Source organism: Parablautia sp. Marseille-Q6255, from assembly GCF_951230155.1.
Lineage (GTDB): Bacteria > Bacillota > Clostridia > Lachnospirales > Lachnospiraceae > Choladousia.
The window spans coordinates 1-14221 of sequence record NZ_CATNVD010000019.1 but is presented as its reverse complement, the minus strand read 5'-3'; the positions used below and the strand labels follow the sequence as shown (position 1 = coordinate 14221).

Here is a 14221-nt window from a genome sequence, read left to right as displayed (position 1 = left end):
ATGCAGTTTATCTTATATGTTTCACAGCTGATGATCCCTTTTCTTATTTTTTATATCGTAGCGCTTGGACTGCTGTCCAGGGTACCTGTATATGACAGCTTCATCCGCGGAGCCCGCGAGGGGATCCGCACCGTTGTCCGCATCGTTCCCACACTGATCGGGCTGATGATCGCGACCGGCGTCCTGCGCGCTTCCGGGCTGCTCGACTTTCTGGGCGCCTGGATCGGACACTTTACGCAGCAGCTTCACTTTCCCGGCGCCCTTGTCCCGCTGACTATCCTGCGCATGTTTTCTTCCAGCGCTGCAACCGGGCTGCTTCTTGACCTTTACCGGGAATACGGGACAGATTCCAGCATCGGACTGAGCGCCTCTCTTATGATGTGCTGTACGGAGACGATCTTCTACACGATGAGTATCTATTTTATGACTGCAAACATAAAAAAAACGCGCCACACCTTGTGTGGCGCACTGCTTGCAACAGCCGCGGGGATCGCAGCCAGCATCTTTCTTGCCGGGCAGATGTAGACACGCATCTGCCCTTCCCGGCGCTTTCTCACTCTGCAAATCTTCTGCTCTATTCTTTTTCTGTCTCCTGCGCAGTCCGGACCCGGCGCGCCTTCTCCTCCGGCGCATCCTGCGCGTCTGCTGCCTGCTCTCTCGCGATATGCTGCTGCAGGCGCATCTCCTTTTCCTCTGTCACGATCTCCCAGTGGATCAGTACAGCCAGGATCGCCCGGAGGATCACGATCCCTGCCACAATATAAATCTCCTCCAGATTCCTGACAACCACGGTACGCAGGATCTCGCTGCCAAGCTTGAATTCAAGCCCCATCGCCAGGCCTTTTGCAAGTACGATCTTTGTATCTGACCTGTGCCGCACATAATTGATAATCCCCTGAATGCCGGATGCGGTAATAACCCCGACTCCTATATACTCAAAAAGCATCATCGCAAGTCTGATAAACCCATGAAGTATCATTTCCAGTGTTTCCATAACCATCTCCCTTTCCTCCCCAAAGCTGATGACAACCGAACGCTGCACAGTGACCGAAACGGTCCTCTCCTGCTGCGATATTTTTATATTACCTGCTGGCAAAAGCTTTTGTCAAGCGGCTTTTCCAGAGGAAATCTGTCGAAAAGCCGTCATGAAATACTAATTGCAGTGCCTTTTCTTTTATGCTATACTAATGTGACATCTTTTGGCGGAAACAACACAGCAGAATACAGGCCATGTTCATATAATTACCGGATGCTTCTGCATCTGGGTACAAGGAGGATATTATGGGAAAAATAGCGATCGTGACTGACAGCAACAGCGGGATCACGCGGGCTGAGGGGGAAAAGCTGGGCATTTATGTGATCCCCATGCCATTTTATATTAATGAAAAATTATACTATGAGGATATCACCCTGTCTCAGGAGGACTTTTATCATTTTCTAAAGGAAAATGCGTCCATCTCTACTTCGATGCCGTCTCTTGCAGATATGACGGAGCTTTGGGACCGGCTGCTTGCAGACTATGAGGCAGTCATCCATATCCCCATGTCGAGCGGACTGAGCGGCTCCTGCGGCGCTGCCCAGATGATGGCAAGAGATTACGAGGGAAAGGTATTTGTCGTGGACAACCGCCGGATCTCTGTGACACAGAAGCAGTCTGTACTTGACGCAAAAGCGCTTGCTGACGCCGGCTGGAGCGCGGCTGACATCAGACAGTATCTGGAGGAAACTGCTTCAGATTCCAGTATTTATATTACACTTTCTACTTTATATTATTTAAAAAAAGGCGGTCGGATCACTCCTGCTGCCGCTGCACTCGGTACGCTTCTGCGATTAAAACCGGTACTCCAGATCCAGGGCGAGAAGCTGGATGCCTACGCAAAGAGCCGCACAATGAAATCCGCCCGTCAGACTATGCTGGATGCGATACAAAAAGACTGTACGGAACGTTTCGGAGATCCCTCCGCTTCCAATATGAATATCATGGTCGCTTATTCTGGTATCGACAGGACAGAGGCAGATTCCTGGCGTGAAGAAGTCCAGGCAGCTTATCCGTCACACTCTATCATGTTTGATCCGCTCTCTCTGAGCGTCTCCTGTCATATCGGAGACGGTGCGATCGCGATCACCTGTGCAAAAAAACTGACGGATGAGGTGCTGCACCGGTACGAATAACGGTCTTCATCTGATCATTTCAAAAAAAGAACCCCTCCACGGCTGCCAGGGCCTTTGTGGAAGGGTTCTTTTTTGGTTCATTCATGTCCGGGCGGATCACTCATGTACCTTTCTTTTTTTCTTTTTATAGATCACTGCCGTTATCAGTATGAGCGACGCTGCCAAAAGCGCTGTGTATAAGCCGATCGGCGTATCGTCGCCTGTCGTAGCTGCAGTAGAGGATGAGGCTTCTCCATTTCCTGAGATCGCTCCCCAGTCGCCGAAATTATTTCCGCCTCCCTGGAAGATATTATCCCATCCATCCGGTGTAGATGTTCCATACACCGAATTGAGCAGAACCGTCTGCACCTCTCTGCGGTCCTTCGTAAATGCCGCGGTCGAATTGATCATACGGATCTCATAGCCGAACGCCTCCTGCGCGGCAGGCTGTATCACATTGCCGTCCTTATCCACCTCTGCCACATAGATCGTGGTATCCTTTGTCGTGCCGAGGTTCAGGGAAAGTTTGAGCGTAAGCTCACTCTGGTCTTTGAGCTGCAGAGGGATCGGCTTTGTATACAGCTGCGTAAACTGATCGTCTTTAAAGAGTCCTGCATAAAAGGTCTCTGTCACCTTCTTCGGAGTTTCCCCTTCATAAACGCGCTTCGTCAGATACAAGGTCACCTTTGCATCCTTTTTGGACACCTGCTGATTGGTGATCGTGACCTGTTTGCTTTCACTCTTTGCGAGCTTCACCTGCGGAGTGTCCACAGAAATGTCATACTGGAACTGCTCGGACGAGGTCTGAAGCTTGCCGTTTTTGTCTACCTCTGCAATATAATACGTCACAGCCTTATCTCCAGAGAGCAGGATCCTCACCTTTTTGCTGGCAGAGGAAGTATTCTGCAGGGAAAGCGGCACTACCTTCTTCGGACTTCCGCTAAATTCCGGATTATCAAAAATACCTGCATAGAAAGTCCCTGTCACATTTGCCGGTTGTCCTGACTCATCTGCCACCTGCTTTGTAAGAGTCAGCAATGCCGTATAGCAATACCCGGATGGAAGCGCATCGTACGTATCCCGGATCGTGACACTGTGCTCTTTCGAACTCATCTTGATCTTTCCGTTATCCGTATAGCTGGTCGTACAGCTCTTTTTCGAAACAGGGATCCCGTACTCATTTGTCTGTGCAATATAATATACCCCATTGTGCTCCAGATTTTTAAATACGGTTGTCCCGCTCAGTCCGGACATTGTGACTGTGTGCACATCGCTGACCTTCCTTGTGCGCGCCTCATCTGCAAACAGAGCCACGTAAGAGGTCGTTTTGCGCCGCGCATATACCTGATGACTTCCGGCGTATACCTGTTTTTTTACTGTAAGCTTATAGCCGTCTCCTTCCGGCGCAGTCTTATGCTTCATTGTGACGACAGTCGTCTTTCCTGCTTCCGGTGTAAACTCCACATCCGCGACAGGAGCGTACCCCTTTGGAGCGCTGATCTCAGAAAGCAGGTACGTCTCTCCCGCCTTCAGTCCGCTGAGCTTCAGATCTTCCTTTCCAGAGACGTAAATCTTCTGGCCATTTGCGGTGATCTGTTTGCCGTTTTTATCCTTAACGATCAGACGCACGCCTGACAAAGGCCTGTCCTTTGAGTCTACGATATGGAGCGCAACCTCTGAGGACTTTATCCGGTTTGTGATCGTCGCCTTTGTCACCTTCTGTATACCGGTCGTTCCCTCCTGTTCACAGGAGATCGTCACCTCATCAGACGGCGTACACTCGATCGCATAGGGATAGGAGGGCGCCTCAGGATCGATCACCGCTCCATTTTGATCCGTCTCTGACAGATAGTACACAGCCTCGGCAGCGCTTACCTTCAGTGAGGTCTTTACTGTCACTGTGCTTTTCTCGTTCATGGTAAATGTAATATCTGCAACCGGAGCTGTTCTTTCTTTATCTTTATACAGTCTGGCATAAAATACCTCTGAGGTCGCCAGAGCGCTGTCGTCTGCATTTTTTACCTGCTTGGTAAGCTCCACGTCAGCCATATAATAAAAGCTTCCGGACGGGAACTCTCCCTTTTTGTGATCATACAGAAATACGGCCTGCGTATCCGCTGCCTTTATCTCCAGAGCGTCAAACAAAGGCGTACCCTGTGCACTTGTCAAAACCTCTCCGCACTCATTTACTGCAAGGATATAGTACGCGGACGGCGCCGCAGCGCTGCCGGATACTCTGTCATAGTCTTTAAATGTCACCACGCCGCTCTCCTGCTGATCTGGCAGGAACGGTACCTCCGTCACCTCGCTGACACGCTTTGTACCGGCCTTATCCTCAAAGACGGCCAGATAGTACTCCTGTCGTACCTGCTTATCTGCAGTCAGGAGCACGCCGTTGTACAGCGCCTTTGCAGAAACCGAAAGCGTTCTGCCTCCTGTGCTGACAGGAAGATTCTTTACCTTCACCTGCGTCTGTGCATCTGTCTTTATTTCAAATGAAAGATCCTTTGTGATCACGTATCCGGCTTCTGCAGAAAGCTGTGACAGCGTATAGACGCCCGCGCTCAGTCCGGACAGGACGACCGGCATACCCGCATAGTGGATATAGTACGGATTGCCCGCCGCATCACGCACCGTCTTTCCAGCCTTATCCCTGACTACAAAAACAGCATCTGTGATCGGAGCTGTTGTCTCTGCCCCGGACGCATCCGCTTTTACTGCCGTAAGCACTGCTGTGCCGTTTTGCGCTTTGTCCGACCGATGCAGCCGGATCGTGCCTGTATTTCCTGACATTTCTACCACAGAATCCGGGCTAAATGCAACCGCCCCTTCTTCATTGACCGTCAGATAGATCCTCGGCACGGCAAGATAGTCCCCCTGTCCCGGGAGTCCTGAAACCTCCAGGTAATAGATCCCGTTCACCTGCAAAGACGCTCCCACATTGACTGCCTGCGCAAAGGCGTCTGTGGCCGGTACCACCTCTGTATTCTTTGCTGTATGGACCGTACCGTCCTCATTGAGTATATCCTCCGCCGCCTTTACTGTGATCTGTCCGCCCGTCAAAGCGGCTCCCTGTGCATCTGCCAGCCGGATCTCCAGCTGTGCCCCCTGTGTGGAGTAATAAACGGGCGAATCACCAAAATACTCATACAGGTCGAGCAGCTCTTCCGACTGCGGCTCAGTTGCAGACTCGCTCTGCGCCTCCGTCACAGTCTCTGTTTCCGTCTCACTCTGTGCTTCTGTCACAGTCTCTGTTTCTGTTTCCGTCTCACTCTGCGCTTCTGTCACAGCCTCTGTTTCTGGCTCCGTCTCGCTCTGTGCCTCTGTCACAGCCTCTGTTTCTGGCTCCGTCTCGCTCTGCGCTTCTGTCGCAGTTTCTGTTTCTGGCTCCGTCTCACTCTGCGCCTCTGTCGCAGTTTCTGTCTCTATTTCGCTCTGCGCCTCTGTCGCAACCTCTGTTTCCATCTCGCTCTGTGTTTCTGTCACAGCCTCTGTCTCCGCCTCACTCTGCGTCTCCGGCGTTCTCGCTGTGGCAAATGCAATATGTGTCAGCTCATCTGCTTCCTCCGATACCTGGATCGAGTCTGCATATACCGCTCCGGCAAGGTCGGACTGAAGCCGTACGTCCGCTTCGGGAGCGAGATATGTTCCCTGAAGACCTGCTCCGTTTGCAAGCGTGACTGTTCCCTGATACGCGGCAAATCCATCTGCTTCCAGCGCAGCAAAATTGTACAAAATGTCACCCGGCTGCCCTGCCTCATATGTGACAGGAGCGCCTGCGCTCATCAGCTCATATCCAGAAAAGCTCAATGCCTGATCCGCCGATGCTGCAATGATATTTACTACATAATATTTTTTGCTCACATCAATGGAATGGTTCTCAAATTTCTTCTCAAGCTGGAAGAGATCGAGTTTGCCATCCTTGTCCGCATAAATATTAATAACGCCTACCTCAGAGCCGGACTGCGCATTCGCAAGCTTTTTGGAAAATCCTTCTAAAGACGAAACGATCGCTGTGCCCTCACTGTCCCGCGCAATGTCCTGTCTCTCCAGTACAGACTCCGGCCCTTCTACTGTTTCCGCTGCAAGCAGATAATCAAGTGCTCCGGAAAGTCCTGACGTAATATCCGCAGAAGAAAACTTGCTTCCATCATTTTTTCTCCGCGATGGTTCTGTTTCTTTCTCCTTCTTTTTGTCCTTTTTATCCTTCCGGGAGGTCTCCTCCTGTGTCTGTGCTTCTGTCGGCGCCTGCGTCTGGCTTTCTGTCGGTGCCTGCGTCTGACTTTCCGTCGGCGCCTGTGTCTGGCTTTCTGTCGGCGCCTGCGTCTGTGCTTCCGTCGGTGCCTGCGTCTGGCTTTCCGTCGGCGCCTGCGTCTGGCTTTCTGTCGGCGCCTGCGTCTGTGCTTCCGTCGGTGCCTGTGTCTGGCTTTCCGTCGGCGCCTGCGTCTGGCTTTCCGTCGGTGCCTGTGTCTGGCTTTCTGTCGGCGCCTGTGTCTGACTTTCTGTCGGCGCCTCCTTCTCCTGCGCAGCCGTTTCCGATGCCTGCTCTGAAGAAGGCTCGCCCTGCCCCTTCTTTCTCTGCACGGTATCTTCCTGCATTGTCTCCACCTCAGGCACAGTCTCTGCTGTCACCGCAGCTGTGCTGGCTGATAAAAGAAGGGATGCTGCCATTGCTGCAGCAGCTATTTTCCGAAATCTCTTATACATATAGAAATCCTCCCTGTTTTGGAATTATGACTGATTTTTCTATACTGACTCTAACTCACCTTACAGTATAGTACATCCGACTTTTCAGGTAAATAGAAAGATTCTTAAGAAATTCCTCACTTTCTTCTATATTGTTACAAAATCGCTGTGAAATCTCCTGCGTTCCCCTTTCTCTTTCTTTTATTGCAAACTTATGAGTTGCCAATTTTAATTGACATTTTATTGCAAAACCAGTATACTAAACTGCAACGACCCTGGTATACAGACTATTTTCCATACGAAAGAGGTGTTTTATCCGTGTATTCCCTGTTTTCATCCGATGTCCGACAGCTAAATTCCCTGTACAACCGTCCGCAGTTCTCCTTCGTTTTTCTCTATGGACGATATGGTACCGGGAAAACAAGGCTTGTCCGGGAATTCTGCCGGGAAAAACGCACGCTGTTTTTCTCTACGCCGGAAGCAACTCCGGACAGACAGCTGCAGACCTTTCATCACGAGGTCATCCGTTGTCTGAAGCCGTCTAAAATCCCCGCCGCATTCGCCAACTGGGAGCAGGCGTTTTCCTGTGTTTCAGACCTTTCTTTTACACACCGGACCGTGCTCGTGCTCGACGAATTTCAGCGCCTGATACAGAATGTGCCGGATTTTCTGGATGCGCTGACACATGCCGTGCACCACATTTTCCCGTCAGGAAAGGTTTTTCTGATCCTGACCTGCTCTGCGCCCGCTTATGCAAAGAAGCTGATGGAAGCTCCCGTCACACCACCTTTTGATGCGATCACTGCAAGAGCCTGCCTTGACAGTGTTCCCTTTTATACGTGCCAGCCTCATTTATCTGCTTATACGCCAGCCGAGCAGGCCGTTCTTTACGGGATCACCGGGGGACTGCCTGCCAATCTTGAACGGCTCGATCAAAACCGTACTGCAAGAGAAAATATCCTGGAGCTGTTTTTTTATCCGGATGCTCCTCTTCTGTTTGCACCGCAGACCTACCTGCATACCGAGCTGCGCGAAATCTCCACCTATAATCAGCTTCTGGAGATCATAGCCAATGGCTGTACCAGGCTTGCAGATATTGCCGCAGCCGCCCGGACAGGCACAAACAAATGCGCAAAATATCTGAGCACACTGATCGAGCTTGGTATTTTGCGCAAAGAATTCCCGGCTATCGGTGATCTGCAAAAAAAGGTACGGTACGTATTTTCCGACCAGATGCTGCGCTTCTGGTACCGTTTTATCTATCCCAATACCAGCGGAATTCTCTCCGGAGACGGGGCACGCATTTACGAGGAGGAGGTTCTGCCGCATATGCACACCTATCTGCTCCCGGTATTTGAAATCCTGTGCGCTGCCTATCTGGAGCGCCTTGCTGATACGGGTCAGACGCCGTTTGTCTATCATCATACCGGCGCATGGTGGTGCGGAGGCACAAAACGAGAGCCGTTTTTCCGCATCCCGCTGGTAGCATCTGACGCTGCTCATACTGTTCTTGGCACCTGCCACTGCGACCATGCTCCGGCAGGTATTTCCTGCCTGGAGGATCTGATGAGACCGCTCGAGCCCTTCGGAGATAAAAAGCGCTACTGCTGCATCTTCTCCGCATCCGGCTTTACCCCCGATCTAAAAGAAGCCGCGGCAGAAAAGGACAATGTGTGGCTTATTGATCTTGAAGATATCACCGCGTAATAAAAAACCTGAAAAAATCCCCAAAGCCTGGATATGCTCCAAAGGCTGCGGGGATTTTTCCACTTATAGCTGTTCTGTTTTTCCTGTTATTTTGTGCCGAAAATACGGTCTCCGGCATCGCCAAGCCCCGGTACGATGTAGCCGTGCTCGTTCAAATGATCATCCAGCGCACCAATATAAATATCCACATCCGGATGTGCCTGCTTCATTGCCTCTACACCCTCCGGCGCAGCAATAATGCACATAAAGCGGATATTCTTTACACCCTTTTCCTTGAGCATCTGGATCGCTGCGATCGCAGAACCGCCCGTTGCAAGCATCGGATCCACTACAAAGATCTCGCGCTCCCCAGAATCTGCCGGAAGCTTGCAAAAGTATTCCACCGGCTTTAAGGTCTCGGGATCGCGGTACAGCCCGATATGTCCTACCTTCGCTGCCGGTATCATGGCAAGCATACCATCTACCATGCCAAGTCCTGCGCGCAGGATCGGCACAACGGCAAGCTTCTTGCCACTCAGCTCCTTGACTGTCGTTTTGCAGATCGGCGTCTCGATCTCTACATCCTGAAGCTTCAGATCGCGCGTTGCCTCATAGCACATATACATCGCGATCTCACTGATCAATGCCCTGAAATCTCTGGAACCTGTGTCACATCTGCGGATCAGTCCGATCTTATGCTGAATCAGCGGATGATCCATAACCTTTACTTTCTGCATTAGTTCATCAACTCCTCTTCATTTAATTGTACTACCAGCTTTGTTATCAGAACCTCAAGCTGAGCAAAACACTGCCCATAGTCGACCAGCGCCCCGCCATACGGATCCATGACCTCCCAGCCTTCTGCGACGTACTGATTCAGCACAAAAATGCGGTCCTCATCTACGTCAAATTCGCTGATCACCTTCTGCCGTACACTCTCGCGCACCGTCAGAATCAACGTCCGTTCATCAAAATCCTCCTGCACAAGCGGATCACTCATGTGCTCCTTCATCGTAAGGCCGTTGCTCACAAGCACTGCCTCTGCTTTTGGATTGATCGGCTCAGGAAACAGCACCACTACCCCTTTGGAGGTGATAGCAAGCTCCTCCAGAAGATATTTGCTCTGTAGGATCGCTTCCGCCATCGGTCCGACAGCCGTATCCCCATTACTTACAAAAATCAGTCTATCGTACTTCTTCAATGCTTTTGCTCCTTGTCCTAAAAAAATACAGTCTCCATGGCATTTTGCGGCGATATTGCCTGCTGCGGCATGCCCTTTTGCGAAGCTGCCCCCGCTATACCGGGATGATCTGATGGCCCGCAGCCTTGATCAGGCGGTTCATGATCGCCTGTCCCATCTGCGGTGTGTCAAATGATTCAGAATAGATCACCGAGACATCCATCTCGTCAAATTCCCGAAGGATCGCATACAGATGATGCGCGATCGAGCCCTCATCCTCCCGGGAACCGATGGACTTTACAATACTGCCATGATAGCAGGCAGAGGACTCGTCCGTCCCGATCACACCAACTGACTCCCCCCGCGCAGCATGCTGCGCCGTCAGCTCATTGATCCGCTCCCGCACGAGATCTGTCTCGCCCTCGACAATGTACAGCTGCGCCTTCGGTGCATAATGACGGTACTTCATCCCCGGCGCCTTGGGATGGATCTGCGCATCATCCGCAGTAAGCCCCCGGTCCATCTCCACATCCCCGAGCACTGCCGCGAGCATCGCTTCATTAATATAGCCCGGTCGCAGGATCGTAGGCACACCGTCTGTAAGATCCACGATCGTAGACTCCAGTCCGATATCAGCAGCGCCTCCGTCAATGATCATGTCGATCACGCCATCCATATCCTGTGCTACGTGCTGTGCGGTAGTCGGACTCGGTCTGCCGGATGTGTTCGCGCTCGGAGCCGCAACATAGCCGCCGCCTGCGCGGATCAGCGCGCGCGCAACCTCATTGGCCGGCATCCGCACTGCCACAGTATCCAGGCCGCCCGTCGTGGCAAGCGGTACCTCATCCGATTTTTTCAGGATCATCGTAAGCGGCCCCGGCCAGAACGCATCCGCCAGCCGCTTCGCCTGCACAGGCACCTCTGCCGCTATCCGATATATCGCCTCCCAATCCGCAATATGCACGATCAGAGGATTGTCGGACGGTCTGCCCTTTGCACTGTAAATCTTTGCAGAAGCTGTCTCATCCAGCGCATTCGCTCCCAGACCATATACAGTCTCTGTGGGAAATGCCACCAGACCGCCCTGCTTCAGGATATCGCCTGCGCGGCGTATCCCCTGCTCATCAATCCCGTCACGCATCACTTCCATAACCGTCTTCATAAACGTTCTCCACCTTTCTGACATAGTATAACACTTTATGGTCTGTTTTGAAACTAATATCTATGTTTTTTTGTATTTTCCGTATGCAATCTTTTTTATTTGTGCTAAAATAACAATAATTTATCTATATCAACGGAGGGATGAAAAATGAACGAAGAAAACCTGACAACACCAGTGCCAGAAGAGGCCCTGGCGCCTTCAGAAATAACCGAGACAGTGTCCGCCGATGAGACAGCAAAAGCAGCTGCTCCATCTGAGACTATGGCGGATTACGAGGAAGCGATCGCTGCCTCCATGAAACCGATCCACGAGGGCGATATCCTCACCGGAACTATCATTGGCGTATCAGACGAAGAACTGACCGTTGACCTCGGCATTTATACAGACGGCGTGATCCGCTTAAGCGATGCGAGCGACGACCCTTCCTTTACCTTCCATAATTTCGAGGTGGGACAGGAAGTATCCGCGACAGTGATCCGACGCGACAACGCACAGGGACGGATCCAGCTCTCCCTGAAAGCGGCAGCGGCAGTGCTTGGATGGGAACGCCTGGTCCAGCTGGAGAAAGAGCAGTCTAATATCACTGTAAAGATCAGTGAAGCAGTAAAGAGCGGCGTGACTGCTTACGTAGAGGGAATCCGCGGATTCATCCCGGCATCCAAGCTCGCTCTGACATATGTCGAGGATCTCGATGCGTGGGTCGGACGCGAAATCGAGGTGCGCGTCATCACCGCTGATCCGGAAGACAAAAAGCTCGTACTTTCCGCAAGAGAGATCCTGCGTGAAAAAGAGGAGGAAGAGCGCAGGGCACGCATCTCCAATGTACAGGTCGGTCTTGTCACAGAGGGTACAGTAGAATCCCTGATGCCTTACGGCGCATTCGTAAATCTCGGCAACGGTCTGTCCGGTCTTGTACACGTATCCCAGATCAGCCAGCAGCGCATCAAACATCCAAAGGCTGTCCTGGAAGAAGGTCAGAAGGTCAAGGTCAAAATCATCGCCGTAAAGGACGGCAAGATCAGCCTGAGCATGAAAGCTCTGGAGGATGTAGCTGCAACAGAAATCGAGGAAGAGACCTTCGAGCTGCCGGAAAGCGAAGCAGCAACGACTTCTCTTGGAGCATTGTTTAAAAATATCAGGCTTTAATATCCGTTTTCACGCTTTTCCCAACATCGTATTGTCACAAAAAGAGGATGCTGCTTCCACTGAAATCAGTGGTTTGCCGCATCCTCTTCTCATCGGCGCAATACCATCAGCACCTGTCTCTTCTTTATGTTTATGGCAGCTCCTTTTTCCTCAGGATACTGGCGCAGCCTTTGTATCCTCCAGATACGCCAGTATCCCGTCACAGACTGCCCGCACTGCCTGATCCTGATACTCTTCCTTCTGCAAAAGTGCTTCCTCCTGCGGATTCGTAAGAAAGCCGCACTCGACAATTACCGTGACTCCCTTTGATCGCTTCAATATGTAATACGTTGCATTTGCCTTCTGCACGCGCGGACGGGCGATCGCAAGCTGCGTATTCATGCTGTCCTGAATACATTTCGCAAGCCGCTCTCCCTGTGCGGAATGTTCATAGTAAAACACCTGCGGCCCGCAGACAGAACTGTCCTGCGCATAGCTGTTCTGATGGATGCTTACTGTCAGGATCGGATCCTCCGCCTCAATGATCGCGCACCTGCGCTGCATATCCTGTGCCTTTTTATTGGACTCCCCCTCATCGTACAGTCCTTCATCCGAGTCACGCGTCATCACAACACGATATCCCTCCTGTTCGAGCAGCACGGCAAGCTTTTTCGCATAGATCAGGTTCAGCGTTTTTTCCCTGACTCCGCTTACACCGATCATGCCGGGATCACTGCCCCCGTGTCCGCTGTCCAAAACGATCGTTCCTTTTCCCTCGCCGCGCGTCCCGGCTGACTCCTCTTGCGCACTCCCATCCGCCTGTGCTTTCGCTCCATTTTGGGTGGAGGGCTGCGTATTTGTGTAGTCCAGCACCTCCTCGACCTGCATTCTGGCCGCATAACGCGGAAGGTAAAATGCTGCGGCAAAGAGCGCCACAAGCATCACATACTGGAGGATCTTAAGCTCTGCTTTTTCTTCCTTCCTTTCTGAATCGCCCACAAACAGTCTCTCCACATCTGCCATCAGCATATTATATGAAACTATCTGTGTTTTTTATACTTTTGTATTGTTTCCTTTCTGCGCAGTACAAAATACACACTCAGCCCGAGAAGGATCAGACCGGAGATACTCAGAAGGAGGAACCACAGCGTCATATTGGTGTCATCGCCTGTTTTTACTCCCAGGTCAGATGCGCCCGAAGCCGGATCCTTCTCTGCTGTGCTGCCAGTCTGCTCTTTGCCATCATCTCCGTCTCCTTTGCCATTTCCTCCTTTATGTCCGCCATTGCTTCCATCGTCCTCTTTGTGATCGTCACTCTCACTGTCCGTCTGATCCTCTTCTTCACGATCTTTATGATTTTCAAACAGAACGTCAGCCGTACCGTCTGCAGGAATGACACCCGTATCTCCTGATTTTATTACGGTATATCCCTCATTATCGCTTTCCCGGACGGTATAGGCTGTACCGGCAGGAAGTCCTGCGGCAGTCACACTCTCCCCGTGTCTGAGTGTAAATACAGCAGTACCATTTTCAAAATACATGTCTGCGTATGTTCCGTTCACGGAATCATCCCCCAGATCCACGGTAAAGGTGAACGCATAACTGGTATCTCCGCCCTTGCCGGACACTTTTTCCGAAACGGTCAGGCTTCCCGTCTTATGATCCGGTTCCTGCGGAACGTTTTTCTGCTTCCGGTCATAGTAAACTTTAAGAACCAGATACCTCACTTCACCATTTTCCTGCTGCGCCGGTTCTGTTACCACTCCGCTCATAACAGACCTGCTGCTGTTTACAGAATATCCCTCATAAACCTTCGCATAAACCGTCTCTGTCATTAATATAAATTCTCCGCGACACAATATAGCATACTTAAAAAGAAATTTCTACACGATCCGCACTATTTTTACCCTAAAAAACCCAATAAAAAAGGGGCCTTACAGCACATCATCCATAAAGTGTAATACGATTTTAGCCAAAGTGTAATCTACTCAAAGAAAGGAAGAAACATTATGAATCAGATCGAAAAACTATTTAAATTGTGGAATGATGAACACGCTGACGCTCCAGGCATACAAAAATTATATTGTACCTTTAACCATATCCACTTAGAGTATAATTATCATTGGCAAAAATAAAGGGAAGAGATCGAAACCTCTTCCCAATCATACAGATTTATCTTATTGTTTAATTGCTGAGAAAAAACATAAGGAGTCTGTATGATGAGTTCAATG

The 14221-nt window shown here is 50.9% G+C and carries 10 protein-coding genes and 1 pseudogene; 4 read left to right on the top strand and 7 right to left on the bottom strand.

Features of this window, described 5'->3' with window-relative positions:
• Window positions 1–525: a spore maturation protein gene (locus QOX44_RS14745; protein ID WP_283684190.1), complete on the top strand. Its 525-nt coding sequence runs from the start codon at window positions 1–3 to the stop codon at window positions 523–525.
• Between the two features lie 160 nt (window positions 526–685).
• Here QOX44_RS14745 and QOX44_RS14740 read toward each other — a convergent pair.
• Window positions 686–994: pseudogene (locus QOX44_RS14740) on the bottom strand (DUF1622 domain-containing protein); the annotation flags it as partial.
• Window positions 995–1281: 287 nt separating this feature from the next.
• On the opposite strand from QOX44_RS14740, the gene QOX44_RS14735 reads away from it, so the two are divergent.
• Window positions 1282–2172, top strand: coding sequence for a DegV family protein (locus QOX44_RS14735; protein WP_283684189.1), 891 nt, complete (start codon window positions 1282–1284; stop codon window positions 2170–2172).
• Window positions 2173–2268: 96 nt separating this feature from the next.
• Here the strand turns inward: QOX44_RS14735 and QOX44_RS14730 are convergent, their stop codons facing one another.
• Window positions 2269–6858 (bottom strand): collagen-binding domain-containing protein, encoded by a 4590-nt coding sequence (locus tag QOX44_RS14730; protein ID WP_283684188.1) that lies wholly within the window; start codon window positions 6856–6858, stop codon window positions 2269–2271.
• A 297-nt stretch (window positions 6859–7155) separates the two neighbouring features.
• Between QOX44_RS14730 and QOX44_RS14725 the strand changes: the two genes are divergently transcribed.
• Window positions 7156–8544, top strand: a complete 1389-nt coding sequence (locus QOX44_RS14725; RefSeq protein WP_283684186.1) for an ATP-binding protein — start codon at window positions 7156–7158, stop codon at window positions 8542–8544.
• Window positions 8545–8630: 86 nt separating this feature from the next.
• On the opposite strand, the gene upp is transcribed toward QOX44_RS14725, so the two are convergent.
• The 3 genes from upp to QOX44_RS14710 all read right to left on the bottom strand — a co-directional run bounded on the left by upp (window position 8631) and on the right by QOX44_RS14710 (window position 10865).
• Window positions 8631–9260, bottom strand: coding sequence for a uracil phosphoribosyltransferase (upp, locus tag QOX44_RS14720; RefSeq protein ID WP_283684184.1), 630 nt, complete (start codon window positions 9258–9260; stop codon window positions 8631–8633).
• Window positions 9260–9724 (bottom strand): arsenate reductase/protein-tyrosine-phosphatase family protein, encoded by a 465-nt coding sequence (locus tag QOX44_RS14715; RefSeq protein ID WP_283684181.1) that lies wholly within the window; start codon window positions 9722–9724, stop codon window positions 9260–9262. Before QOX44_RS14715 ends, upp begins: the two co-directional genes overlap by 1 nt.
• Before the next feature lie 94 nt (window positions 9725–9818).
• A complete protein-coding gene (locus tag QOX44_RS14710; protein WP_283684180.1) occupies window positions 9819–10865 on the bottom strand; it encodes an L-threonylcarbamoyladenylate synthase in 1047 nt (348 codons plus the stop codon).
• A 147-nt stretch (window positions 10866–11012) separates the two neighbouring features.
• Between QOX44_RS14710 and QOX44_RS14705 the strand changes: the two genes are divergently transcribed.
• Window positions 11013–12011, top strand: a complete 999-nt coding sequence (locus QOX44_RS14705) for a S1 RNA-binding domain-containing protein (RefSeq protein ID WP_331488425.1) — start codon at window positions 11013–11015, stop codon at window positions 12009–12011.
• A 150-nt stretch (window positions 12012–12161) separates the two neighbouring features.
• On the opposite strand, the gene QOX44_RS14700 is transcribed toward QOX44_RS14705, so the two are convergent.
• The gene (locus QOX44_RS14700) at window positions 12162–12989 is read right to left on the bottom strand and encodes an N-acetylmuramoyl-L-alanine amidase family protein (RefSeq protein ID WP_283684178.1); all 828 of its coding nucleotides are present in this window, start codon (window positions 12987–12989) and stop codon (window positions 12162–12164) included.
• A 41-nt stretch (window positions 12990–13030) separates the two neighbouring features.
• On the bottom strand, window positions 13031–13825 hold the full coding sequence (locus QOX44_RS14695; protein WP_283684176.1) for a DUF7601 domain-containing protein: 795 nt from the start codon (window positions 13823–13825) through the stop codon (window positions 13031–13033).
• Between the last annotated feature and the right edge of the window lie 396 nt (window positions 13826–14221).